The 23,864-nt window shown below is 62.4% G+C and carries 20 protein-coding genes; 6 read left to right on the top strand and 14 right to left on the bottom strand.

What is annotated here, in order from left to right:
* Positions 1–63: 63 nt before the first annotated feature.
* Positions 64–1,038 (bottom strand): fused MFS/spermidine synthase, encoded by a 975-nt coding sequence (locus tag B5F89_RS00210; protein ID WP_239286599.1) that lies wholly within the window; start codon positions 1,036–1,038, stop codon positions 64–66.
* Positions 1,025–3,127, bottom strand: a complete 2,103-nt coding sequence (locus B5F89_RS00205) for a tRNA uridine(34) 5-carboxymethylaminomethyl modification radical SAM/GNAT enzyme Elp3 (RefSeq protein WP_087429805.1) — start codon at positions 3,125–3,127, stop codon at positions 1,025–1,027. Before B5F89_RS00205 ends, B5F89_RS00210 begins: the two co-directional genes overlap by 14 nt.
* Before the next feature lie 73 nt (positions 3,128–3,200).
* Here B5F89_RS00205 and B5F89_RS00200 point away from each other — a divergent pair, with 73 nt between their 5' ends.
* Positions 3,201–4,025 (top strand): class I SAM-dependent methyltransferase, encoded by an 825-nt coding sequence (locus B5F89_RS00200; protein ID WP_087429804.1) that lies wholly within the window; start codon positions 3,201–3,203, stop codon positions 4,023–4,025.
* Between the two features lie 61 nt (positions 4,026–4,086).
* The gene (locus tag B5F89_RS00195) at positions 4,087–4,983 is read left to right on the top strand and encodes a methyltransferase (RefSeq protein WP_087429803.1); all 897 of its coding nucleotides are present in this window, start codon (positions 4,087–4,089) and stop codon (positions 4,981–4,983) included.
* Here B5F89_RS00195 and B5F89_RS00190 read toward each other — a convergent pair.
* Positions 4,934–5,965 (bottom strand): bile acid:sodium symporter family protein, encoded by a 1,032-nt coding sequence (locus tag B5F89_RS00190; RefSeq protein ID WP_087430097.1) that lies wholly within the window; start codon positions 5,963–5,965, stop codon positions 4,934–4,936. The genes B5F89_RS00195 and B5F89_RS00190 overlap by 50 nt on opposite strands.
* A gap of 148 nt (positions 5,966–6,113) precedes the next feature.
* Here B5F89_RS00190 and B5F89_RS00185 point away from each other — a divergent pair, with 148 nt between their 5' ends.
* On the top strand, positions 6,114–8,780 hold the full coding sequence (locus B5F89_RS00185) for a DEAD/DEAH box helicase (RefSeq protein ID WP_087429802.1): 2,667 nt from the start codon (positions 6,114–6,116) through the stop codon (positions 8,778–8,780).
* A gap of 95 nt (positions 8,781–8,875) precedes the next feature.
* Here the strand turns inward: B5F89_RS00185 and B5F89_RS00180 are convergent, their stop codons facing one another.
* Together B5F89_RS00180 and B5F89_RS00175 are read right to left on the bottom strand one after the other, a co-directional pair.
* Positions 8,876–10,363, bottom strand: coding sequence for a DUF2130 domain-containing protein (locus B5F89_RS00180; protein WP_087429801.1), 1,488 nt, complete (start codon positions 10,361–10,363; stop codon positions 8,876–8,878).
* Between the two features lie 43 nt (positions 10,364–10,406).
* The gene (locus B5F89_RS00175; RefSeq protein WP_087429800.1) at positions 10,407–11,306 is read right to left on the bottom strand and encodes a LysR family transcriptional regulator; all 900 of its coding nucleotides are present in this window, start codon (positions 11,304–11,306) and stop codon (positions 10,407–10,409) included.
* A 105-nt stretch (positions 11,307–11,411) separates the two neighbouring features.
* Between B5F89_RS00175 and B5F89_RS00170 the strand changes: the two genes are divergently transcribed.
* Positions 11,412–12,458, top strand: a complete 1,047-nt coding sequence (locus B5F89_RS00170; RefSeq protein ID WP_087429799.1) for a YeiH family protein — start codon at positions 11,412–11,414, stop codon at positions 12,456–12,458.
* 64 nt (positions 12,459–12,522) lie between these two features.
* Here the strand turns inward: B5F89_RS00170 and B5F89_RS00165 are convergent, their stop codons facing one another.
* Positions 12,523–12,861: an HIRAN domain-containing protein gene (locus B5F89_RS00165; RefSeq protein WP_087429798.1), complete on the bottom strand. Its 339-nt coding sequence runs from the start codon at positions 12,859–12,861 to the stop codon at positions 12,523–12,525.
* A 185-nt stretch (positions 12,862–13,046) separates the two neighbouring features.
* Here B5F89_RS00165 and B5F89_RS00160 point away from each other — a divergent pair, with 185 nt between their 5' ends.
* The gene (locus tag B5F89_RS00160; protein ID WP_158098367.1) at positions 13,047–14,114 is read left to right on the top strand and encodes an HNH endonuclease; all 1,068 of its coding nucleotides are present in this window, start codon (positions 13,047–13,049) and stop codon (positions 14,112–14,114) included.
* A gap of 21 nt (positions 14,115–14,135) precedes the next feature.
* Here the strand turns inward: B5F89_RS00160 and B5F89_RS00155 are convergent, their stop codons facing one another.
* The 5 genes from B5F89_RS00155 to B5F89_RS00135 form a co-directional block, all read right to left on the bottom strand.
* The gene (locus B5F89_RS00155) at positions 14,136–16,802 is read right to left on the bottom strand and encodes a Sau3AI family type II restriction endonuclease (RefSeq protein ID WP_087429796.1); all 2,667 of its coding nucleotides are present in this window, start codon (positions 16,800–16,802) and stop codon (positions 14,136–14,138) included.
* Positions 16,803–16,905: 103 nt separating this feature from the next.
* On the bottom strand, positions 16,906–17,433 hold the full coding sequence (thpR, locus tag B5F89_RS00150) for an RNA 2',3'-cyclic phosphodiesterase (RefSeq protein ID WP_087429795.1): 528 nt from the start codon (positions 17,431–17,433) through the stop codon (positions 16,906–16,908).
* Positions 17,434–17,596: 163 nt separating this feature from the next.
* Positions 17,597–18,520, bottom strand: a complete 924-nt coding sequence (locus tag B5F89_RS00145; RefSeq protein ID WP_087429794.1) for a hypothetical protein — start codon at positions 18,518–18,520, stop codon at positions 17,597–17,599.
* Positions 18,521–18,724: 204 nt separating this feature from the next.
* Entirely contained in the window at positions 18,725–18,982 is a 258-nt protein-coding gene (locus B5F89_RS00140) for a hypothetical protein (RefSeq protein ID WP_087429793.1), read from the bottom strand.
* 309 nt (positions 18,983–19,291) lie between these two features.
* Positions 19,292–20,692, bottom strand: a complete 1,401-nt coding sequence (locus B5F89_RS00135; protein ID WP_087429792.1) for a 6-phospho-beta-glucosidase — start codon at positions 20,690–20,692, stop codon at positions 19,292–19,294.
* Between the two features lie 180 nt (positions 20,693–20,872).
* On the opposite strand from B5F89_RS00135, the gene B5F89_RS00130 reads away from it, so the two are divergent.
* Positions 20,873–21,727 (top strand): MurR/RpiR family transcriptional regulator, encoded by an 855-nt coding sequence (locus B5F89_RS00130; RefSeq protein WP_087429791.1) that lies wholly within the window; start codon positions 20,873–20,875, stop codon positions 21,725–21,727.
* Positions 21,728–21,875: 148 nt separating this feature from the next.
* On the opposite strand, the gene rplL is transcribed toward B5F89_RS00130, so the two are convergent.
* The 3 genes from rplL to B5F89_RS00115 all read right to left on the bottom strand — a co-directional run bounded on the left by rplL (position 21,876) and on the right by B5F89_RS00115 (position 23,768).
* Positions 21,876–22,256, bottom strand: a complete 381-nt coding sequence (gene rplL, locus B5F89_RS00125) for a 50S ribosomal protein L7/L12 (RefSeq protein ID WP_087429790.1) — start codon at positions 22,254–22,256, stop codon at positions 21,876–21,878.
* Between the two features lie 99 nt (positions 22,257–22,355).
* Positions 22,356–22,877 carry a 50S ribosomal protein L10 gene (rplJ, locus tag B5F89_RS00120; protein WP_087429789.1) on the bottom strand — a complete coding sequence of 174 codons (522 nt, stop codon included), beginning with the start codon at positions 22,875–22,877 and terminating at the stop codon, positions 22,356–22,358.
* 345 nt (positions 22,878–23,222) lie between these two features.
* Entirely contained in the window at positions 23,223–23,768 is a 546-nt protein-coding gene (locus tag B5F89_RS00115; RefSeq protein WP_087429788.1) for a uracil-DNA glycosylase family protein, read from the bottom strand.
* Between the last annotated feature and the right edge of the window lie 96 nt (positions 23,769–23,864).

Raw genomic sequence — 23,864 nt, 5'->3', positions numbered from 1 at the left:
GCCGCCAACGGCGCCGTCTGCACTCGCTGACGCCTGAACGGGGCTCGCGCCTCAGCTGGGCGTTTAGTCCCTTAGGGGCGTGCCCAGAAAGTCCTCGTCAAAGGGAATGGCATCGGTGAACGTATACGCCCCGTCGGTTGCGATTATGAGGTAGTTGTCCTCCCCGCCCCAGAGCTCGTCGGTCGCAGGGATGATGTGCACATGGGCGAACACCTCGGCGAGCGTCGCCGCCTCGTCGCGCAGAAACGCGAGATCGCGCCCCTCTTCGCGCGAGACCACGTTGGTGAGGTAGAGACCGCCCGGGCGGAGTGTCGCGCGCACGGAACGCGCGGCCTCCACGGTGGCAAGCGCAAGCACGGGCTCGGCGCCGGAGAACGTGTCGTTCACCACGGCGTCGTAGGGCGCGCGGCAGTGCACGGCCGTGGGCGTTGCCGCAAACTCCATACCGGGTGCAAGCTCGTCGATGAGCTCGCGGCCATCCGCCTCCATGATGTACAGCCTGCCGCCTACCTGGCGCTTAAGCTCGTCAACAAAAAACCAGCGCTGTGCCAGCTCGATGACCGAAGGGTCGGACTCCACCACATCGAGCATGAGCTCCGGATGGCGGGTGAGGGTGTACTTGGGCCAGGCAAAACCGCCACCGCCGATAGCGAGCGCGCGCTCGATACCGTGCCCGCACGCGGCGCGCATCTCATCCTCTACCTCAAACATCACCTCAAAGGCGCGCTGGTAGGCAAAGACCGGCTCGAAGCGCCGCTCGTCAAGATACGTCGCCGACTGGTAGACACCATCGCTCTCGAGCACGCGCACCGGCTCGCCATCGGGAGAGGCGATCTCGCGCACCTGAGGCGCAGGAGACGCGGCGCCCGCTTTTGCCTGCGCGCGACCGTGCAGGTAGAGCCCGATTAGGACCACCGCCAGCACCACCAAGACGATGGCGATGCCCGCAGGCGGCAGAGTCGCAAGCTGCAGGGCGAAGGCGATCACCAAGATGAGGCCGACCGTCGCGAGCATCTGATGCGCGTCACGCATGTTCATGAGAGCCTCCGTTTTGACCTTTCCGCCCGTGTTGCGGATTTTCATGCCCATAACCGGCTTGAGCATTTTTGCCCGAATGCGCGTCGTTTTGCGTCTTGGTGAGGTCGCGCCGCTGGTAGAGACCACAATCGACAAAGCCAAGCCGTCGATAGTAGGCGCGCGTGCCCACCGAGCTGATGACGTTTATGTGCATGAAACCCGCGTCGTGGGCAATAGCACAGGCGCGCTCCACCAGGTCGCGGCCGAGCCCGCGGTGCTGCGCCGCCGCGCCTGCCTCGCCCACACGCTCCGCCATGCCGTATACGTGAACTTCGCGGATCATGGCCTCGCTCGGCCGGACAGGGGCCGCAAGCCCCGCAGCGGCCATCTCCTCCGCAAGCGCGCGGACCGCGTCCGCGTGCGGCAGCGACAGACGCAGAAAGCCCGCGATGCGCCCCTGTCCGTCCACCCACTGCAAAAAGCGTTCGTCGGTCGTCTGGGTTTGATAGGAGACCTCATCGAGGACGAGCTCGTCCACATCGACCTCGTGGGTACCGATCTCGCGGAAGCGAATCTCACGCACGGGCCCCTCGCCCGCGCGTTCCTGTGCCCGTAGGCGCTCCTCCACAAGCTGGCGCAGGTTGGGCTTCTTGTTACCCGCCTTGATGTCGCCCGAAGAGAAGTCGCGGATCATGCGCGACACGCGCGTCCACGCGGGGGTGGCGCGCACGTCGGTGCAGAGCACATCGATAAGCTCGTCTTCTGTATAGGGGCGCCACGCACCGCTCTCCCAATCGCGGCAGAGTGCCGCGCCGTCGATAAGGGCGCAGGGGTAGAGCTTCACCTCGTCGGGCATAAAGGCGGGGTCGGTAACGAGGCGACGGTAATCCTCCCTATCGCCCGCCAGGTCCGCCCCAAGCAGATTCACCATGGCGTGCGCATGAATCTTAAAGCCAAAGAGGCGGAGATACGAAAAGGAGCGGGCGATGCGGTCGGTCGCGGTGTTGCGACCGTTGATGTCGAGGATTCGCTGGCAGGTGCTCTGCACGCCCATCTGGATCTTGGTCGCGCCCATACGGCGGATGAGGGCGAGGCGCGCGGGTGTGATGGCATCGGGCCGAGTCTCTATGACAAGGCCTACGACGCGGTGGCGCGCATCCTCGTTGCGGTGCTGTTCGGCCTCGAGCTCCTCGATCGACGCGGTCTGCGCGGCAGAGGCACGGCGCCAGGCGGGACTCTCGCCAAAGAGGTGCGTGACGGCGGCGTTGTAGGCAGTAGCGCCCGCGTTGACCTCAGCCTGCAGGCGGGCGAGCTCAGCGGCGTCGATCCCCAGATACGCCGGGGGTGCGGATGGGGTAGGCTGCTGACCGTGCGCCTGAGCGGCATCGCCGTGAGTGGACTCGAGCGCTGCAGGCAGGATGCCCCAAGCGGCGAGCTCCGCGCGGCGGCGGCGCACGCCGGGCGGCACGGGGTCGTCCTCTGCGGGGGCGGCGGTATCCTCGTCGGCAAAACCCCTCAGCAGCGGGTTCTCCGCGACGCCCGCGATGGCACCATCGTTCAACGCCCGGAAAAGCTCGCGGATAAACCAGGTCTGATACCCCTCCGGATAGTCGCTCCACGTACCGCCGAGTACGATGAGCTCGATCTTGTCGGTCGCGTGCCCCATTTGCGCGAGCGCCGTAAGACGGGCAGACACCTGCAGGTAGGGGTCGAAGGCGTTTTGTGCGGCGCGCTCGCACGCGGGCTCGTCGGCCAGGTAGCTCTTAGGCATGCGCAGGTCGCTCGGGCAGAACCGACACGACCCCGAGCACGGCCACGGCTTGGTGATGACGGTGATGGTCGCCACACCCGAGGCCGAACGGCGCGGCTTCATGCGAAGCACCTGGACGAGCTTGCGCTCAATAGCGGGCGTGATGCCCCACGATGCCCAGCGCTCGGGCTCCTCCGTCTTGATACGCTGGTAAAAGGGCAGAAGACGCCGTTTGGCGAAGGCGCGCTTATCGTCGCCCGCGCGCTTTGCCGCCGCATGGATGAGCTTCACGAGCATGCGGTCATCCACCTGCTCGCCCGCGCGCAGACGCTCGACGATATGCAATACAATCTCTTCCATAGTCTGAGATTCTATACTAAGAGCCGCTTTCCCCGGCGACCGGGCGCATGTGTGCATGCGCCGAGAGGACTCCATGGATACCGACGACGCTCGCGCCCTCATTGCGCTCAACAACCGTTTCTACCGCGACCACGCCGCATCCTTCTCCGCCACGCGCTCGGCGCCGTGGCGGGGCTGGGCGCGCGTAACCGAACTTGCCGCCGAGGCGACTGACGCCAAGGTAGACGAGCCCCTGCGCGTGCTCGACCTTGCGTGCGGCAACATGCGTCTCGCACGGCACCTCGCCCGCGCCCTCCCCCATACGCGCATCGACTACTACGGGGTCGACCGGTGCGCTGAACTGGCTGAAGCGGGTCATCCTTCCGCCTGTTCGAGCGACGGCGATAGACTCGCGCCGGCACAGGTGCGCATGGACTTCCGCGAAGTCGACATCCTAGAGGAGCTGCTCGCCCCCACGGCGGCCAGCAACAACCTCGAGTCGTTTGCCGGCATCCCCGCCTGCGACCTCTCGTGCTGCTTTGGTTTTATGCACCACGTCCCTAGCAAGGACCTCCGCCTCGCCGTCATCCGTACGCTTATCACATCGACTGCGCCCGGCGGCACCGTCGTTCTCTCCTTCTGGCGCTTCATGGATGACGAGCGCCTGGCCGCCAAGGCGCGCACGGTCACCGAACAGGCCCGCGCAAGCGGGGCGGCGCCGGCACTCGACGCGAACGACTATCTCCTCGGTTGGCAGGACGATGCCTCGGCGCTGCGGTACTGCCACCACTTCACCGAGAACGAGATCTCTGAGCTCGCCCACGGCGTGGCGGACTGCGCGCAGGAGGTCGAGCGGTTCTCTGCCGACGGCAAATCGGGTGCCCTGAACCGTTACCTCGTCCTCAGACGCATCGGTTGACCGGACGCCCCAGGCTCACCATACTATCAGCGATCGACATCGACCTGCCCGAAAGGCCCCTATGGGACTCACGCACATCCGCACGCCCAAGAACTTCGTGCTCGAGGAGCGCCTCGAGCGCTACCGCACCGCCATGGAAACCCACCCGGAGGCATATGCCGGACGTTGGGCTGAGGCGTGCTGGCCGCTCGAACCCTCCGCACCCGCCGCTGAAGAAACACGGACCGACCGGGCGGCGCAGACGGCACGCGACCGATTTGCCGCAGTGCACCTCGATCTTGGCTGCGGCAAAGGGGCGTTTCTTGTCGAAAGCGCCCGCCGTTCCCCGGCCGAGCTCCATATTGGCATGGACATCGAGCCCATCTGCATCGCCTACGCCGCGCAGCGCATCTGCGAGGAGCAGGTGCCAAACGCCCTTGTCATCCCACGCGGGACCGCTGCACTCGAGCGCATCTTTGCCGCAGGCGAGCTCGCGGGCATAACCTTGAACTTCCCCACGCCCTACCCCAAGCGCCACTTCGCTCGGCGGCGCACCACCACGGTCGACAACCTCCTCGTCTACCGGCGGCTTCTTGCGGCGAGCGGCACTCTGACACTCCGCACCGACAGCCAACCCCTGCGCGACTACACGCTCGTGCAGCTCGAGGCAGCAGGATATCGCATCATCTGGTCGTCTAACGATGTACGCCGCGAGCACCCGGGCTTTCCCGAGACGGAGTACGAGGCCAGGCTCGCCGCACAGGGCGCCGCAGTATGGGGCGTGTGCGCAACGCCCGGCGACGCTCCTTCCAAGGCGCAGATTCAGCGCGGGCGCGACGTGGAGCAGAGCCTCGTCGCCTACCTGCCCGACGACCTCGAGTTGCTTGACTACGTTCCACTCGGTATGGAAGCGGCGGTCATGAACCTTATCAATCGCCGGCGCCGTGCCCGTGAGCGCGCCGCGGGCGGGAGCGCATAAGCAGCCGCGTAAAACGCAGGCGTCGCCGTTGACGGTCCTGTTCCTCGCCCACCATACGCCTCAGGACACTTCCCGCCACCGCGGCTAAGATCTGCTGGAAGAGCGTCCCCATCATGACCGGGATGATGACGGCACCGGGAAAGAACTCTGTGGCTATGACGGAGCCGGAGGAGATGTTGCGAAGCCCCGTGCAGAATGTGATGGAAAATAGGTCGGGCAGCGGCGCATCGAGCAGGCGGGCGATGACGATCCCCAGCACAAAGCCAAGCGAGGCGAACAGCAGGATGAAGGCGGCAGACTCGAGCACGATAGGGTCGAGCGAAAGCACGTAGGAGCTCATCCCCGTGGCGTTGCAGGTGATCACCACCAGAAGAAGCATGCGGCAGAAGGGCGAGAGCGTGCCGGAAAGATGCTCGTGCCCCCAGCCTGCGGTGAGCTCGTTGACGGCCACGCCCGCGACGGCGGGCAGCGCCACCATGAAGGCGAGGTCGCGCATCATGGAGCCTGCGTCGATTGTAACGGCAACGCCCATGAGAAGCTGGAGCGTGACGGGTATGGTAAAGGGGGCGAGCACCGTGGAGACGATCACGGCGGCAAGACCGAGCGAGGCGTTGCCGTGGAAGATGTCGATCCACATGAAGCTCACCACCGCCACCGGGATGCTGTATTCGATCACGATGCCGCAGATAATCTCGGCGTTGGAAAACACAAGGCCTGCAAGGACGCGCGCGAGAGCGGGCATCACCACGATGGTGGTTGCAAGGATGCAGGCGAGCTCGCGCGGATGCCGGAAAGCCGCGCCAATCTGGCGGAGGGTGACGTTGAGCGACCCTTGGAAGGTGATGAGGGCGAACAGATAGGGCACCGTCCAGGAAACGCGCCCGAACACCTGCGGAAACAATACGCCCGCCGTCACGCACAGCGGAGCGACAATAGGCATATGCCCGCCGATGAAGTCACCGATCTTTAGAATGCCGCGCATACGCATGCCGCCTTTCTTGTTCGCACGTAATGGTAGTACCGGCAGACGATCGCTAAACGGGAAGTACGCCCGAAACACGTCGGTCATATACACACCCGGCGCTCTGCCATAATGGAGGCGAACGCGATTGGAAAGGAAGCTACCGCGCATGACGCCGACACCCACCGACAGCCCTCTCGACCGCACCGCCGCGAGCTCGTTTGCCGCCGGCGGCACCGCGCCCGCCGCACCCGGCTCGCTCGGCGCGCTCTCGCCGAGCTGGTTCGAACCCGAGGACGGCGAGGAGCCAGAACCCTGGCTCACGGCGGACGAGGCCTTTGAGCGCTTCCTCGACTGGTGCGAGAACCGTGGCATCGAGCTCTGGCCGCATCAAGAAGAGGCCCTCATGGACCTCGCCGCGGGCGACCATGTGATCTTGGGCACGCCCACGGGCTCCGGCAAGTCGCTCGTGGCGCTGGGGCAGCTTTTCATGGCGATGGCACAGGGGCACCGCGCGTACTACACCGCCCCCATCAAGGCGCTCGTCTCGGAGAAGTTCTTCGACCTCGTGGATGTCCTCGGGCGCGACAACGTCGGCATGATCACCGGTGACACGCACATCAACACCGGCGCGCCCGTCATCTGCTGCACGGCCGAGATCCTCGCCAACCAGGCGCTGCGCGAGGGCGACGAGGCGGACGTGGGGACCGTCGCCATGGACGAGTTCCATTACTTCGCCGACCCCGACCGCGGCTGGGCCTGGCAGGTGCCCTTGCTTACGCTGCCGCACACGCAGTTCATGCTTATGAGCGCAACCCTCGGCGACACCACCGCCATCGCCGCGGCACTCGAGCAGAAGACCGGACGCACCGTCGACACCGTTGCCGACGCGCCGCGCCCGGTGCCCCTCGCCTTCGAATACGTCGACACTGCGCTCGAGGGCACGGTCGAGCTCGCGCTGCGCCGCGGAGAGGCTCCGCTTTACATCGTGCACTTCTCGCAGGACGCCGCCCTCGCCTCCGCCACGGCGCTCGCCAACTTTGGCGTCGCCACCAAAGAGCAGCGCGAGCGCATCAAAGAGATCAGCCGAGGCACGCGGTTCTCAACCGCCTTTGGCAAGATCCTGAAGCGCCTCATCTCGTGCGGCGTGGGCGTGCACCACGCGGGCATGCTGCCGCGCTACCGCCTGCTTGTGGAGAAGCTCGCCCAGCAGGGGCTCCTTCCCGTCATCTGCGGCACCGACACCCTCGGCGTCGGCATCAACGTGCCCATCCACACCGTGGTACTCACCGCCCTCACCAAGTACGACGGCCACAAGATGCGCCGCCTCCGTGCGCGCGAGTTCCACCAGATCGCCGGTCGCGCGGGCCGCGCGGGCTTTGACACCGAGGGCATGGTCATAGCGGAGGCGCCCGAGCACGAGATCGAGAACGCCAAACTCGTCGCCAAGGCCGGCGACGACCCCAAGAAGCTCCGTAAACTCAAACGCAAGAAGCCGCCCGAGGGTTTTGTGACCTGGAACAAGCAGACATTCGAGCGCCTCTGCGAGGCCGCGCCCGAGACCCTGCGTCCGCGCCTTTCCATCACGCACTCCATGGTGCTGTCGATGGTTGAGCGCGGCGGCGACGCGCGCGCACGCGTCTCGGAGCTCATCGCGGAGAGCCTGCAGACACCCGAGGAAAAACTCGCCCTCGAGGCGCGGGCCGACGAGATCTTTGCCACGCTCATCGACTCCGGCGTGGTCGTGGTAACCGAGGTCCCGCTCGCGGCGGATGCGCCGGCAGACGCCGAGCCCGAGCGCGACTTTGCCCTCACGGTCGATCTGCCCGAGGACTTCGCGCTCGACCAGCCCCTCTCGCCGTTTCTGCTCGCCGCGCTCGAACTCCTCGACCCCGAGAGCGAAACCTATATGCTCGACCTCATCTCGATGGTGGAGGCCACGCTCGAGGACCCCAAACAGGTGCTGCGCGCCCAGGAGCGCGCCGCGCGCGATGCCGCCATGGCCGCCATGAAGGCGGACGGCGTCGACTATGAGGAGCGTCTCGAGCGCATTGCCGAGGTCACCTACCCCAAGCCGCTCGAGGACCTGCTCGACGCTGCCTTTGCCGAGTACTGCCAGAAGGTGCCGTGGGCAAACGACTACGAACTCAGCCCCAAGTCGGTTCTGCGCGACATGCTCGAGACCGCGTCGGACTTCAAGGGCTACATCCAGCGCTATAAGATTGCCCGTTCAGAGGGTATCCTTCTGCGCTATCTCGCCGAGGCGTTCCGCGCGCTCGACCGAACCGTACCCACGTCCAAGCGAACGCCCGAGCTCGACGAGGTTATAAGCTGGCTCGGCTTCATGGTGCGCTCCATCGACTCCAGCCTTGTGGACGAGTGGGCGGCAGCAGGCGACCCCGTCGCCCTCGACGCGGCACCTCCCACCGCCGCCGACCAGGTGGTGGCGGACCGTCGCGGCGTCACGTTGCTCGTGCGCAACGCGCTCTTCGCGCGCGTGCGCCACGCCTCGCGCGGCCACATGCGCGAGCTGGGCGAGCTCGACGAGGCATGGGGAATGGGCGAGCTCCGCTGGCAGAGGGCGCTCGACGCCTACCACGAGGCGCACGAGGAGATTCTCACCGATGCGGATGCCCGCTCAACGGCGTTCCTCTCCATCGACGAGTCCGACGAGCAGGCGGCACACGTCTGGCACGTGCACCAGATCTTCTCCGACGAGGCAGGCGACCGCGACTTTGGCATCATGGCCGATGTCGACCTCGACGCCACGCAGGCAGAGGGCGAGGCGGTCTTCACCAACTACCGCGTCGGCTTCATCGAGGACCTCCTCGACTGAAATGCGTGAAATGGGGACGGGTTCGAATCGTGCAACAAGGGGCAGCTCGTTGCACGATTTGGCCCCGTCCCCAAAACTCGCTCGACCAAGCGAGGCTATTCCCCTGCCTCCGCGTGTGCGGCGTCAAAGGCCTCTTTCATGGTCTTATTGCCGCGCGTGAGCTTGCGGATGGTGAGGTCCTGCGCCTTATCGTTGGCAAGCCGTAGATTGTTCTCGCTCGAAATCAGGTTCTCCTTCACCTTCTGCAGGTGGCTGATGGTCTTGTCGATCTCGTCGATAGCCGTCTGGAACTTGCGGCTCGCAAGTCCGTAATTGCGCGCAAACCCGTCCTGGAACTTGAGGAGCTTTTCCTCAAAGTTCGTGACGTCGATGTTTTGCTGGCGCACGAGCGCAAGCTCCTGCTTGTAGGCGAGCGCGTTCATCGCGGCGTTGCGCAGAAGCGTGATAAGCGGAATGAAGAACTGCGGACGGATGACGTACATCTTGGGGTAGCGGTACGACACGTCCACGATGCCTGTGTTGTAGAGCTCGCTCTCGGGCTCCAGCAGCGTCACCAGCACTGCATACTCGCAACCCTTCTTCTTACGGTCCTGGTCGAGTTTCTTAAAGAAGTCCTCGTTCTTGTGCTTGGTCGCCGTCTCATCGTTCTCGTTTTTCATCTCAAACATGATCGAGACGATCTCATTGCCCGTCTCATCGCACTCGCGGAAGATGAAATCCCCCTTGGTGCCGTCGCTCGCATCGTTGTCCTTCTCAAAGTACGCATGCGGGAAAGCGGTCATACGCAGGCGGTTAAACTCCGTCTCACAATGCTGCTCGAGCGTCTCGCCCACCATCTTGGTGGAGAGGCGCGCCTTCATATCGCGCAGACGCTCGATCTCTTCGTCTTTGTAGCGGATGAGCTCGTTTGCGGTCTTCTTGGCCTCCTCAAGCTCAAGCGTGTGGGTTGCCTCAATCTGCTGTTGCTTTGCCTCGTAGAGTGCCTTCTCGTGAACGAGGGCGCTTCTTGCCTCATCGCGCTCGCGCTCCACCGCCGCAACGGCTTGCGTGACGGCAAGCTCGCGCGCCGCGCCCTCACCGGCAATCTTCTGGTTGAGCTCGGCGATCTTCTGATCGCGCTCCGCTATCTTGCGCTCCATCTCCTGACGGGCGTTTGCCGCTTCAAGCGCCGCCGCATCCTCACGACGCCCCAACTCAGCAGTCAGACGGTCGACCTCACGCTGCAGATCGGCCACACTCCGCGACGCCTCCTCACGTGCGGCAGCCACGGCGCTCTCTTGCGCAAGCACACGCTCGCGTTCAGCGGCATCGAGCTTTGCCGTAAGTTCTCCAATCTTTGCCGTGCGCTCGGCAAGCTCACGCTCCCCCTCGGCGCGGGCGGCAGCAAGAGCTCGGTCGCCCTCCGCGCGTACGCTCGCCTCGGCAAGCGCCACAGCCTGACTCTTCTCGCGCTCAAACGCCTCAGCGCGCTCTGCGAGCTCCGCAGCAAACTGCTCGTCACGCACCTGCCGCACGATGTCTGCATAGCCAGACTCATCTACGGTAAAGACCGTTCCGCATTTGGGGCATCTAATCTCGTTCATCGTCGCTCCTAACCGCATGCATTTGCGTGCTTTGTACCCATCATCAGCCTACCGCACCGTGCGGACAAAGATGTTCCCGCCACTGCACCACAAGGGCGCGCAGCTCATCCCCGTAGATGCTCCCGCGTTCCCAAATACCGGTGAAGTCGTGTTCCAAGGCGAGGTCGGGAGGCGTCACGTCAACGAGCGCGCCACTTGCGAGCTCGTTCTCCACCGCGATGCGATAGATAAACGTCACCGCGTCGCCCTCCTCCACGACCGCCTTGATAACGGGGATGCTACCGAGCTCGATCAGACCCGCAAAGTCGCCCAAAGAAACATCGTGGGAGCCAAGCAAACGCTCTAAAATCTCGCGCGTGCCCGAGCCCTCCTCGCGCACCACGAGCTCGCGGTCGAGCAACTCATCAAGCGCTGCAGGGCGCACGCCGGCGCGGGCGACGGCGATGTAGGACTCGCGAGAGAGCACCTCGGCATCAAATCTGCTTCTGTCAAAGGAACCTTCCACCAGCGCGAGGTCGAGTGCCCCGGCATCGAGCGCGGCAGTGAGCTCTGCGGTGTTGCCCACCCGCATGGCAACGCTCCCCTGGCCTCCGGTCCTTGTTATGTGGGCGAGCAGGCGCGGCGCGAGGTAGTCTGCAATGGTGCGTGTGCAGCCGAGTCTGAGCGTCCGGCGCTCCCCCTCATCGGCGCGGGCAGCAAGCTCGCGGCGCAAACGCCCCTCGTCGTTCGCCGCAACGGTAAGCCGCCGCTGCGCCAGCTCGCCCGCCGGCGTCAGCCGCATCGCGCGCCCGCTTCGCTCAAAGAGCGCACACCCATAGTGCGCCTCGAGGGCACGAATATGCTGCGTGATAGCGGGCTGAGTGATATGAAGCTCTGCCGCGGCGCGGGTATAGCTGCCGAGCGAGCAGACGGCGAGAAAGCTGCGAACGCGATAATCGAGCACGGGTCTCCAACCTATAGCGATTTCTAATGCAAGTATAACTGTTAGGTAGATTCTCATTATGAGACAAAGGGCATAGCATGGAGAAAACGATTTTGAGGAGGTCATATGCAACTCGCCCAGAGCATACGCACCAACGCCCGCGGCATCGCCCTCTGCCTAGCCCTAGCACTCCCCGCCTGGCTGCTCGGTAAGCAGTTTGAGGTAGTCGGCGGCCCGGTCTTTGCCATTCTCATCGGCATGGCCGTCGCGCTCTTCCTGCGCAGCCGCGACACCGCCGCCCTCGAGACGGGTATCAAGTACACCTCTAAAAAGGTGCTCCAGTACGCCGTCATCCTGCTCGGCTTTGGCCTCAACCTTGCTCAGATCGCCCAGGTTGGCGCCACGTCGCTCCCCATCATCATCTCGACCATTACCACCTCCCTCGTGATTGCCTTCATCTTGTGCCGGACACTCAAAATCCCGTCCAAGATCTCCACGCTCGTGGGCGTGGGCTCCTCCATCTGCGGCGGATCGGCCATTGCTGCGACCGCACCTGTCATCGATGCCGATGACGAGGAGATCGCCCAGGCGATTTCGGTCATCTTCCTCTTCAACATCATCGCCGCCCTCATCTTCCCTGCACTCGGCGGCATGCTCGGCCTCACCAACGAGGGCTTCGGCCTATTCGCCGGCACCGCGGTGAACGACACCTCCTCGGTAACCGCGGCGGCGTCCGCTTGGGACGGCATGCATCCGGGCGCTAACACGCTCGACACCGCGACCATCGTCAAGCTAACCCGCACACTCGCCATCATCCCCATTACGCTCGCCCTGGCAGTGCTGCAGCTACGCCGTGCCAAGAAGGCGGCAGCGGCGGGAGGCACTGAGTCCGCTGGCACGTTCAGCCTGAAGAAGATCTTCCCCTACTTCATCATCTTCTTCGTACTCGCAAGCGTCATCACCACTGTCTTTGCCCTGCCGAGCACGGTCACCGCACCCGTGAAGGAGCTCTCTAAGTTCTTCATCGTCATGGCGATGGCGGCCATCGGCCTCAACACCGACCTGGTGAAGCTCGTGCGGACGGGCGGCAAACCCATCCTCATGGGCCTCTGCTGCTGGGTTGGCATTGCCGCCGTCAGCCTAGGCATGCAGCACATGCTTGACATCTGGTAACGCACGAGACAGTTCCACCCACACTGACCTCGCACTCTATAGGGTGCGGGGTCTTTTCATGCGCCTATTGCTGCACAGAGCGCGCATCCGCGATATAGACCGCAGCACGCACCTGATGCCACGGGCTGCGCTCAGGAGACACCTGCTGGATGATGCATTCAAGAGCGTCGGCATGACCGTAGTAGAGCATGGTCGCAAAGAGCTCGTTATGTTCGGCGGGGATATAGCCAATGCGCTTGCCGGCAAAACGGAGCGCTATGGCAGACGGATCGTGCGGATTGTCCGGCTCTAGGACCATCTCCAGCCTCGCGCCAACCGTAAGATCTCCCAAGACAAGAGCACCTTCGCCGAACTGAAACCCTGCCACGTAAAACGATGCGAGCACGCGTGACGGTTCGTACATGGTTGCCTCCCAACCTCGCGGGCGCGCTTGCTGGCGTGCCCCTTTCTGCTGGAATAAGCGTACGAGCTCGTGCGGACAAGAAATTGGTCCCACGCTTGCCTTTCTAAGCGTCATCCCACTTACCGACCGACAACTTGATCACAGCTAGTCCACGTGATCTAATTGAACAGTCGATGGGAGTGCATATGGCTATCCAGGTCTATCAAGGTGCAACGCTAACCCTTGAAAGAGCAACGAGTATTGCTCCACACGCTTTCCTCGATGCATACGCATGGTTTTATAAGCATGCGGGAGAGAGGGGTCCTCGACCCTACGGAAGCAGTGCCCCGAAAGATATCAGTATTAAACTCGCTGCTCAGCGTGGAATCCATAAGCCAAGCAATGCGGAATACGCACTCTCGGTCACCTCTACTGCCAACTCCTTTTACTCACAAGATCGCATCCATGAGCTTGATGACGGCACTTGGGTTATGTCGTATAGCGAGCAACGAAAAAACGAAGGCAGCACGTCTACCAGCACCCAATATAACGAGGCCCTCCACAAATGCCTACGCGACGGCCTTCCAGTTGGAGTCTTTCTAAAAAAGACAAGCTCTGACTACCTTTGCCTCGGCCTGGCCTTTGTCGAACACTACGATACGATCGCACGGTCTTTTCTGCTCCATGGCCCAGTGTGCCTTGAAACGCCGCTGGCATCTCTCTCGCCCATCATCACGGAATCTGTCGCAACGCCAGAAATCGAACGCGTCATGATCGAATTTGACGGTGGAATAAACAAAAATAACGCCGAAGAGATAGAGCGAGCCCTTAAAACAGGACGACTCAGCGAGGAGCAAGAGGGCCTCATTCCTCTCATCCAGGCTGCACGTCAACATCAGTATCGTAGAGAGGTTCTCGCCACCTATCAGAATCGCTGCGCGGTCACGGGCTGCAGTGAAAGCAACGCGCTCCAGGTCACCCGTATCGTGTCTTACCTTGGGATGGCAAGCAACCGACCCTCTAACGGCCTATGCTTACGAGCGGATATCCGCCAGCTCTTCGATCGCCATTTAATATCAATCGATCCCAATAACCTCACCGTACACGTCTCATCAAACCTCATGAAAAGCGAATACGGTGACCTTGAAGGTCGGACGATACTCTATCCGCGCGCAACGAGGCACAGGCCGTCTCAACAAAGGCTCGCTGCTCATTTCGCAGAATATCGCGAGCGGACGGCAGTTCAAGCAAAACGCGCTCTGGAACGCAATTAGCTCTCCCGAGCCTATAGCGCACTACAGCCGTTTCGCTATCGCCTCACCGATGCGATGCGGGATACCGACAATCAGCGCGTTACCCATGCAGAACGCACGGCGAACATCCGACATGCCGGTGTCCGTCCAGCCCTTCGGGAAACCCTGCAGCTGATCGAGCTCGTCGGGGACCAGGCGCCGATACCTGCCATCGCCGGCTTGTACGATATGTTTGCTCCGGGAAGCTGACCCCCCCCCCTCACTTGTGAGGATGGTACGTGCCGGCGCGTCCACCGGATCCGGGAACGCCATGGCACCTTCCGAATAGGTATAGGTATAGCCGGTCTTCTTGTTGGTGCGCGGCTCGCTCTTTCCACCCTTGAAATAGCGCCACTTGTCTAGCTTTTCGTCTTCAACATAGAAGTCGTCTGGAACCTCTTGGTCAGAAACAAGCACGTCCCCGAGCACCTTCATGTCGCCATCGTAGCGCGGCGAGATTTCAGCGGTCGCCACCACCCCGCTCTGCATTACGCCGGCGCGCAAGAACGGTGACTTCTTCGCCCCCGCGCCAAAGCGCTCCGAATTCTCATACGGGTCAGAAAGGAGCGTGAGACGATTCACACCACCGACCACTTCCGCAGGGAATGCGTCAGCCATCACACCGTCAGACAGGCGCTCCTCAAGGTTCCAGCCCTCATCCGTTCTCTCGGCAAAAATGTATACACGGCGCCGCTTCTGCGGGAAGCCGTAATCCGCACCGTTGATAACTCGCCACTCGACCGCGTAGCCGAGAGATGCAAAGCAGGATAGAATGATTGCGAAATCGCGGCCACGCTGGCCAACGGGGCTCTTCAGCAGACGGTCAACGTTCTCAAGCAGAACGAAACGTGGCCGATTCTTAAGCTGAAGGAACCGGTAGATATCCCACCAGAGAACGCCTTTCTTGCCCTCGATACCATTCGACTGGGAAAGCGGTTTTGCCACCGAATAGTCCTGGCAGGGGAAACCGCCGACAACCATATCGACATCGGGGATATCGATCTTGCCCGCTTCGTATTCGTCGAGCACGAGATGAACGTCCTCGTTCACCACCGACCCGTAGCCAAACCTTGCCTCATAGCACCGGGCAGCAAACTGCTTCACCGGCGATCCCGGCGGCTCCCATTGGTTAGCCCAGACCGTCACAAAAGGACCTGCGGAAGGCATGGCGAATTCCGGATGCTCCTTGTTCTCATAGCCCTCGAGGCCAAGGCGAAACCCGCCCACACCGGCAAACAGTTCTGCTACGCGAATAATATGTCCCGACACGTTTCTCCGTTCGATTCTTTCCTCGAGCGCTTGCGACGTCGAGGCAAAAAGTTCCCGCTTTACTCTATCGATCTCCTCGCCGATATAGCGCGCATTGATCCAAAAACACTTTTTCGTTTCGAAGGATCCATAGGGCGTTGGTAGAACGTCCTGTTTATTTCTTCCATGCGGACGAACATGGCAACAACGGTTCTCGGTCGACTTTACCGATCGATCCGCATGGCCGCTGCGCACACGACGCTGCATCTCCTCGTAACAACGGCGCGCCTCCAGAAGATCACGATCTGGCATCTGCCAGAAAAGCACCTCTGCCAAGCGATACACGCCTCGTTCGCTTTTTCGTTCTCGGAATATTACGAAGAGGTATTTCTGGTGCAGTTGTTCGTAGAAATCGCTCTCGGCAAAGGGCGTGTCTGCCAAGATGCGATAGTCGAATGCAGGAAAGGAAAGCGATTCCTTGGGCACTCCGTCGCATTTGAGCCGCAGCGTTTTAGGCTTGATTCCCGCCTTTTCAAACTCTGCAATCTTTGAACCCTCTTGAACACCAAGAATCGAGCGGGTGATGAGCGCGCAGAGATTCTTGGGTTTCCGCTTGCCGCGGAAATCATAGCCACAGACGTCGGCGAGCTCGAGCTCCGTCAGCCCGATATAAGGCTCAAAGCGCTTTTTCACGAGGTTGAGGAGGTCGAGATTGTCCTCACCACGATGACGCTCGATACGCTGAGCGTCAAGCATGTGATTCAGGGTCGCCGTCATATACGACGGCTTAATCGCCCAAGCCCTCGGCTTTGCCAGCTCAGAGGAAAATGGCTGTTTCCTTCGATCCTTAGCCGAAGACGCTTTTGTTGCCGCTTCCAGATACAGCGTGTCCGACCCTGAGAGCTCATGCGCGTGACCAGCACGAATCTTGCTAACGACAATATCCCAATCCTTCTTGAAGGTCGGAACGTCCTCGGGTGGAATTCCCCACAGCTCGACCAGCTTGATGAGGTAGTCCACCGGATTGAGCTCTTTATCGTACAGATAGGCAATAAGAAGAATCTTATGCAGCTTCTTTTGGAGCGAACTTGTCTCCCACGTCTCATCAACAACCTTCATGTAGTTAATCATGCTGATGACAAGACGTTCCTTAGCGGAATAGCCACCACCCTTCCTCTTCTTTATCGGCGTGGTCTTGAGCTCAGTGCCCGCTTCTTCAAAATCTGGCGCTGACTTGGAGTTGATATCGTAGTGGAAGAACAGCTCCTCGACGGCGTTGCCGAACGCACCTTTCCTCACATGGGAATCGGCAAGGCTATCAATCTCGCAAACAGTGCGAAGCGTCTTTCCCTCCAGCTGCTTTGCATATGCAGCAATGGATTCCGCTGAGGTCTCATCGTATGCGATTTGAGAAACGGCCATCGCAACCACCACGTAAGAACATGAGTTCGATCGCGATTATTGTATCGATCGATCGTATGTTCTACGTGGATCTTCTTCTATCAAACCCTAATGGGACGCGACCCTACCCGAGCTCAACCGAATACAACGGTTTGTAAGAGGCGCCCTCCTGCGAGAGCGTGCTTTTGAAGAACGTTAGCCGGCACGCGGTGTCTGCTGCGGGAAACACCAGGTCCTCGAGCGGCGCCTTGGGAAGAACGGCGCGACGAGCAAGGGTGATATGTGGGCGGAAGGCCTTGCGATCGTATGCGATGCCCCGCCCATCCAACCGGGTGAGTAGCTCGCCTGCAAGAGCCATGAGCGCGTCTGTTTGTGCGAGACCGAGCCAGAGCGTGCAATCGCGTGGCTTGCCAAACGTTCCTAGACCTGTGGGTCGCAGGGCAACGGTACCGCAGACGCCCGCCACCTCGTCAAGCACTGCAATAACCTCGCGAGACTCCGCCTCGCCAATCTCGCCCAGAAACGCAAGTGTCAGATGGTAGGTCTCCCGCTTCATGAAACGGCCCTGTACCATGCCCGACAGTTGGCGCGCGAGGTCGGCCACCTCGTCCTCAAACGCCTCGGGCAACTCGAGCGCGATAAACGTCCTCATACCATCCTCCCCCCCGCGACCATGTAGCGATGATACCCAGCTTGGGGCGCTGCCGGCGTATCAGTCCGCCGGAAAACAAAACGCGCCCCGGACAGATGCCCAGGGCGCGTCTATCATCTATGTTCCAAGGCGCCAGTTGACACTCGGAGAAGGCAGGGATGCCTTAGCCGCGGAAGCCGCCGCGATCGCCAAAGCCGCCACGGCCACCGCGATCGTTGCCACGGCCGCCGAAGCCACCACGGCCGCCACGGTCGTTACCACGGCCACCGAAGCCGCGGTCGTTGCCACGGCCACCAAAACCACCTCGACCGCCACGATCACCAAAGCCGCCACGACCGCCACGGTCACCACCGCGGCCGCCGCCAAAGCCACCGCGACCACCGCGGTCGCCACCACGGCCACCACGGTCGCCAAAGCCGCCGCGGCCACCACGGTCGCCGCCACGGCCACCACGGTCGCCAAAGCCGCCGCGCGGGCCACGGTCCTCGTCCAGACCCATACCCACGAGCGGATCGATCACCTTGTCGAGGAGGTCAAGCAGCGCCTGAGCGTCCTCAGAGGAAAGCGTGGGGATGTACTTCTTGCGCTTCTCGCCCTGAGCCTGAGCCAGCTCCTGGGCGTCCTCGCTTGCAAAGACCACCACGGCGCGCATGTCGTTGTCCTCGGGCTCGATGCGGCCCACGATGTCGTGCTTCTCGGCCTCGGCCAGGATGCCGTTGAGCTCGCGCAGGCGCATGCCCATGAGGTCGGCCATCTCCTTCTGCTCCATGCGGGGCTTGAGCTCCAGGAGCTTGAGGGCACGCATCAGGTTGTCGTTGCGCTCGCGGTCGGCCTCGGCCTCCTGCTCGAGAGCGCTACGACGGTTGCGCATAAGGCGCGCAGCGCGGTTGAGCTTGTCGAGGAGCTGGGTGTCCAGGTCCTCGGGAACGTTCTTAACCTCGGGCTCGTCCTCGGTGGCGTCCTCGGCCTCGACGACGGTCTCCTCGGGCTCAACAGCCTCGGCAGCGATGTCGTCAGCGACCTCCTCCACGGGAGCCTCGATCGTCTCTTCCACGGTCTCGTTCATCGTCTCGTTCATCTCGTCCATGCAGACCTTCTACTTTCCGCGCCACCTCGGGCGCTCTTAGGGGCGCTTCCGCGCCATCTTGGGCCTTCCGGCCATGTCAAATCAGCCGTCTTCCGACGGCGACCAATCAGTTTAGGGGTAACGGAGTTGTTTTGGGCTGGAAACCCGCCTGCGCACAAAAGGCGCACGTATACGGGGTATGACGATATTGAAGGTACGGCCTTACTAACCTTGCGCGCTGTCTACGTTTTGCCGCCCCTGCCACCACATCTTGAGGGGCTTTATGATGACCGCGAGCACAAACGAGATGCCGGCGCAGATGCGCAACGGCAGCGCAGCGCCCGGGTAGGCCTGCGCAAACGCCAGGAAAAACAGGCCCACGAGCACCAGCGTGTAGACGTTGCCCACATAGCGAAGGATCATGCCCTTGAGACCGGTGAACTCGCTGTCGCGCTCGCCAACCATATCGTCGAACATGCTCATGACCGTCTCCTCATCCTCTGGCCGCGCCTTGCGCGTCCGGCATCTGTTACGAGATAGGATTACCCCGCGCGCGGCAAGCACGCGTGAGGCGCGTGTCAGGATTTGGTAAGGCGCTCGCCGTCCGCCGGTGCAGCGGCGCCACTCGCGGTGCCCAGCACTGCCCGTGGCGCTGAGCCGCGCGGCCCGTGGTGCCGAGCGACACGGCCCCGCGGCCCTGCACCAGATAGCGGGACACAAAAACGCGCCCGCGGGAAGCGGGCGCGCCTATTGAGGGGACCAGTTGTTACCGGAGGTGCCGGCAAACCTTTGTTACTTGCCCTCGGCCACCAGACGGGCGGCGGTCTCGTCGGTGACCGTCACGCCAGCGGCCTTGAGCTCGGCGATCTTCTCGGCAAACTGCGGCAGGTACTTCTCGTGCGCCACAAGGAGTTCGTTCAGGACACACTGGGCCTTCTTGCCGTTCTCCACCTGCGGGTTCAGGCAGAACGCCTCGAGCGCCTTGCCGTAGTCGCCCGTGATGGCGGCCTCGATGACGCACTCCTCCATGGCCTTCATGCACTGCAGCCAGCCGCGCTCCTGGCTGGGCATGGGACCCCAAGCGAGCGGCTCGGCGCCATGGCGACCAATGAGCGCAGAGACCTCGACGATCGAATCCGGGGCAAGGTCGGGCACCGCACCGTTGTTCTGCGTGGAGACGACCATATGGGTGTTGGTGTCGCCGTAGATGGAGGCGATGGTCTCGCAGGCGGCATCGGAGTAGTGGGCACCGCCGCGCTTGGCGAGCTGCTCGGGCTTGTGGTCGAGCTCCGGGTTCTTGTAGAGCTCAAAGAGCTCGTCCTCGGTCTTCTTCACGACCTCGGCGCGGCACTCGCCCTTGCCAAAGTCGCGGATCTCCTGCGCGAGCATCTCCTCGTGCATGTAGTAGTAGCGGTGGTAGCCGCAGGGGATCATGCCCATGGAGTGGAGCATCTCAAGCGGGAGCTCGACCTCGTCGATGTTGGCGGGCATGCCGTTGTCGCGGTCGTTCAGGTGGCTGATGATGTCGTGGGTGACCTCGCGGCCGTTCTCGTCCCACACACGGTGCCAGTGGAAGTGGTTGAGGCCGGCGAAGCGGAACGTGAGGCGCGGGTCGTTCTCCTCGTAGCCGATGAGCTTGGGCTCGTTGATCATGGAACCCACAGGCACGTTGCAAAGACCGATGGTCTTCTTCCAGCCAAAGTGCTTGATGGCGGCCTCGGTCACCATGCCAGAGGGGTTGGTGAAGTTGATGAGCCAGGCGTCCGGGCAGAGCTCGCGCATATCGTCGATGATCTGGCCGATGACCGGGATAGTGCGGAACGCCTTGAACATACCGCCGGCGCCGTTGGTCTCCTGGCCGAGCATGCCGTAGGACAGCGGAATGCGCTCGTCCTTGATGCGGGCGTAGAGCAGGCCAACGCGGAACTGCGTGGTCACAAAGTCGGCGCCCGGCAGGGCCTCGCGGCGGTCGAAGGAGATGTGCACCTTGACGTCGTAGGGCGAGGCATCCCACATGCGCTGCGCCATAGCGCCGACGGTCTCGACCTTCTCGCGGCCATCCTCAATGTCGACGAGCCAGATCTCACGCACCGGCAGGCGGTCGTAGCGCTTGATGAAGCCCTCCATGAGCTCGGGCGTGTAGCTCGAGCCGCCGCCGATCGTTACGATCTTTACGCCTTGCTTGTCTGCCATGTGGGTGTCCTTTCTGCCCCAGCGGCCCCGTGCGGCGCCGCGCGTTTCCGAACATCTCCAGTGTGCCCGTCGCTCGCGCGCGGCGCAGCAAGTCTGAGATGTTCTGCATCTTTTTAGGGCAGATTTGCCTTAGATTATACTCAGATTGAATCGTTTTGAGTATTTCTGAGAGGGGCGCCCATGACCATCGAAGAACGCATCGCCCAAGCGGAGAACCTCACCCCCACCGAGCTCCAGCTCGCCCACGCCGTGTTGGACCTGGGAGCGCGTCTTGGCAGTTACACGCTGGAGGAGCTTGCACGCGCAACCTCGACCTCAAAGGCGAGCATCCAGCGCCTCTGCAAAAAGCTCGGCCTCTCTGGCTTTAAGGCGCTCAAGCTGGAGATGGGCAAGATCCAAGCCACGCGACCCGATCCAATCGCCACGGTCGATGTGAACTTCCCCTTTGCCCCGGGCGATGCGCAGCGCACTATCGTCGCCAACATGTCCACGCTCTACGAGACCACCGTCGCCGACACGGTAAAGCTCCTGGAGCCCAGCGAGCTCGAGCGCGCCGCTCGCCTCGTTTCCCAGGCAAAGAGCGTAGAGATCTACACCGGCTCGCACAATGTCTACCCGGCGCAGATGTTTGAGGAGCGGCTGCTCTCGGCCGGCAAACGAGCCGTCTGCCCGCTCTCGGGCGAGCGTATGAGCAGGCTCGCCCTCGCCTCAGACAAGACGCATGCGGCCATCATCATCAGCTACTCGGGGCTGCAGGCAAGCTATCGGCGCATCATCTCGGTGCTGAGGGAACAGGGCACACCCATCATCCTCGTAGGCTCGCAGCGCGCCCGGCGAGCGCTGCCGAGTCTCGACGCCTACCTCATGGTGAGCGACCGCGAGAGCCTGCAGCACCGTATCACGCAGTTTGCGAGCCATATCGCCGTGCAGTTTGTACTCGACTCGCTTTTTTGCTGCGTGTTTGCGCGCGACTACCGCAAGAACATGGCGTTTCTGCAGCGCTCGCTCCCCTATACGGCGCTGCGCACCCGTTAGTCGCCCAAGAGTGCGCATGCATAAAACGACCCCGTCCCCAAATGTGCAAATGTGCATTAAAAAAGGGGCCGAGGACCTATGCCCTCGACCCCTTGCAAAGCGGTCGCTATGTTATGCGGCCATGAGCAGGTACCAGACCTGCCGGGAGTTACTTGATGGAGACGGCAGCGCCGGCAGCCTCGAGCTTCTCCTTGGCAGCGTCGGCGTCCTCCTTCTTGACACCCTCGAGAACGGCCTTGGGAGCGCCCTCGACGACCTCCTTGGCCTCCTTGAGGCCGAGGCTGGTGAGCTCACGGACGACCTTGATGACCTGGATCTTGTTGTCGCCGAAGCCCTCGAGCACGACGTCAAACTCGGTCTTCTCCTCCTCCTCGGCAGCACCAGCAGCCGGGCCAGCGGCCACGACGGCAGCCGGAGCAGCAGCGGAAACGCCGAAGGTGTCCTCGATCATCTTGACGAGCTCGGAAGCCTCGAGAAGGGTCATTTCCTTGAGGGCCTCGATGATCTCCTCATTGGTAAGCTTAGCCATTTTAAAATCCTTTCGGTTCCCGCGCCGGATGGCGCGGAGCTGAAAAACTACGATGCGGCACGAATGCCACGGTGCGCGGCAAGCCGCGCGGGACGCCTGTTAGGCGGCCTTCTGCTCGGAAATCTGGGAGATCTGGCGAGCAAGACCAGAGGACACGCCGTTGACGCAGACGGCGATATCGCGGGCGAAGCCGTTGATAAGGCCGGCGATCTGGCCGAGCAGCTGGTCCTTGGTCGGCAGGTCGGCGATAGCGGCGACCTCCTCGGCCGTAACGGCCTTACCCTCGGAGATACCACCCTTGACCTCGAGCACGCCCTTGGACTTCTGAGCGAACTCCTTCAGGGCCTTAGCGGACTCGACCGGCTCGTTCTCATAGAACACGTAGGCAACGGGGCCGACGAGGATATCGTCAATCTCGGGCTGACCCTGGTTCTTAAGAGCGAGACGAACGAGGTTGTTCTTGTAGACCTTCATCTCGGCGCCGGCCTCGCGGAGCTTGTGACGCAGGTCCTCGGACTGCTTGACCGTGAGACCGCGGTAGTTCACCACGAAGACGCCGTTGTTGGCCTCGATACGCTGCTCGATCTCGGCAACCTTCTCGATCTTGTACTGTGCTGGCATACGTACACCTCCTTCTCGTCTTTTCCGGGCACGACCCCGTGCAGGACGTGACGGGGATGCCTCGAAAAAGAAACCCCCGTGCTGCAAGAGCGACGGGGGCGAGAAGCAAGTCTAGGCTCTCAACCACCTCGGCTGGCGGGTTACCCCTTTGAGCGTTGGAGCCTTGTGGCCCCGCGGCACCGGCTGTCTCTGGCAGCGGAATCGTGCGTTAACGCGTGATAGTATCGCGTATGGCGCTGCGTGCGTCAAGCAAACCCATGGCAAGCACACACACCCGACACGTCGGCGCCCCTGCAGCCTGCGCCTAGCCGGCGGAGACGCCGGCGGTACCGATGCCCGAACCGCTTATGCGCCAAGTACCTCGCTCCAGCGCGCGATGAGCCGCTCGAGCGACCAGCTCGCGTTGGCGGGACTTGTTGAGGGCAGCACCTCGGCCTCGATACCCACCCGCGCCTCGAGGTAGCGCCGGTAGAGACGGCCCGCCGTCGCCCCGTTTACCACCACGCGCTCTATGGGGGCAACGTCGCAGATGCGCTCGATGCGAGCGGGCACAACGTTTTTGATGCTCGCGTCGGACGAGCCTTTGATGTCGCAGCTCTCGATCACATCCCAAAGCGCGATGCGATGGCGGATGAGAAGTGCACGCTTTGCCTCGATCGACTGAGCGAGCGTCGCCGCCGGCGCGCCCGGGACAAGCGGGTCACCCTCGTTGGGCGGCACTACCTCGCCTGTGCATGCGGCGATCACGCGCCAGAAACGGTTTTGCGGGTTACCGTAGAAAAACGCGTTCGCGCGTGAGAGCACCGAGGGAAACGAGCCCAGCACAAGGATGCGCGACCGCTCGTCAAAGACGGGGTCGAAGCTGTGCTCGATATGCCGATACTCCGCCATGGCCTTCCCCTGCTCGCCTACGCGCCACCATGAGCAGATGATACCGCGAACGGCCGGCTGCAGACGGCGGGACGAGACGGCCAACTGCGGATGGCG

The organism is Collinsella sp. An307 (assembly GCF_002161805.1).
In the GTDB taxonomy this organism is placed as follows: domain Bacteria; phylum Actinomycetota; class Coriobacteriia; order Coriobacteriales; family Coriobacteriaceae; genus Coprousia.
This window is presented reverse-complemented; position numbering and strand designations above follow the sequence as displayed.

Excerpts from the sequence above, each read along its gene's own strand:
- B5F89_RS00130 (WP_087429791.1), top strand. The coding sequence starts at position 20,873 with ATGACCATCGAAGAACGCATCGCCCAAGCGGAGAACCTCACCCCCACC.
- B5F89_RS00115 (WP_087429788.1), bottom strand. The coding sequence starts at position 23,768 with ATGGCGGAGTATCGGCATATCGAGCACAGCTTCGACCCCGTCTTTGAC.
- B5F89_RS00140 (WP_087429793.1), bottom strand. The coding sequence starts at position 18,982 with ATGAGCATGTTCGACGATATGGTTGGCGAGCGCGACAGCGAGTTCACC.
- thpR (WP_087429795.1), bottom strand. The coding sequence starts at position 17,433 with ATGAGGACGTTTATCGCGCTCGAGTTGCCCGAGGCGTTTGAGGACGAG.
- B5F89_RS00195 (WP_087429803.1), top strand. The coding sequence starts at position 4,087 with ATGGGACTCACGCACATCCGCACGCCCAAGAACTTCGTGCTCGAGGAG.
- B5F89_RS00145 (WP_087429794.1), bottom strand. The coding sequence starts at position 18,520 with ATGGACGAGATGAACGAGACGATGAACGAGACCGTGGAAGAGACGATC.
- B5F89_RS00155 (WP_087429796.1), bottom strand. The coding sequence starts at position 16,802 with ATGGCCGTTTCTCAAATCGCATACGATGAGACCTCAGCGGAATCCATT.
- B5F89_RS00205 (WP_087429805.1), bottom strand. The coding sequence starts at position 3,127 with ATGGAAGAGATTGTATTGCATATCGTCGAGCGTCTGCGCGCGGGCGAG.
- B5F89_RS00160 (WP_158098367.1), top strand. The coding sequence starts at position 13,047 with ATGGCTATCCAGGTCTATCAAGGTGCAACGCTAACCCTTGAAAGAGCA.
- B5F89_RS00210 (WP_239286599.1), bottom strand. The coding sequence starts at position 1,038 with ATGAACATGCGTGACGCGCATCAGATGCTCGCGACGGTCGGCCTCATC.
- rplJ (WP_087429789.1), bottom strand. The coding sequence starts at position 22,877 with ATGCCAGCACAGTACAAGATCGAGAAGGTTGCCGAGATCGAGCAGCGT.
- B5F89_RS00185 (WP_087429802.1), top strand. The coding sequence starts at position 6,114 with ATGACGCCGACACCCACCGACAGCCCTCTCGACCGCACCGCCGCGAGC.
- B5F89_RS00180 (WP_087429801.1), bottom strand. The coding sequence starts at position 10,363 with ATGAACGAGATTAGATGCCCCAAATGCGGAACGGTCTTTACCGTAGAT.
- B5F89_RS00165 (WP_087429798.1), bottom strand. The coding sequence starts at position 12,861 with ATGTACGAACCGTCACGCGTGCTCGCATCGTTTTACGTGGCAGGGTTT.
- rplL (WP_087429790.1), bottom strand. The coding sequence starts at position 22,256 with ATGGCTAAGCTTACCAATGAGGAGATCATCGAGGCCCTCAAGGAAATG.
- B5F89_RS00170 (WP_087429799.1), top strand. The coding sequence starts at position 11,412 with ATGCAACTCGCCCAGAGCATACGCACCAACGCCCGCGGCATCGCCCTC.
- B5F89_RS00190 (WP_087430097.1), bottom strand. The coding sequence starts at position 5,965 with ATGCGCGGCATTCTAAAGATCGGTGACTTCATCGGCGGGCATATGCCT.
- B5F89_RS00200 (WP_087429804.1), top strand. The coding sequence starts at position 3,201 with ATGGATACCGACGACGCTCGCGCCCTCATTGCGCTCAACAACCGTTTC.
- B5F89_RS00135 (WP_087429792.1), bottom strand. The coding sequence starts at position 20,692 with ATGGCAGACAAGCAAGGCGTAAAGATCGTAACGATCGGCGGCGGCTCG.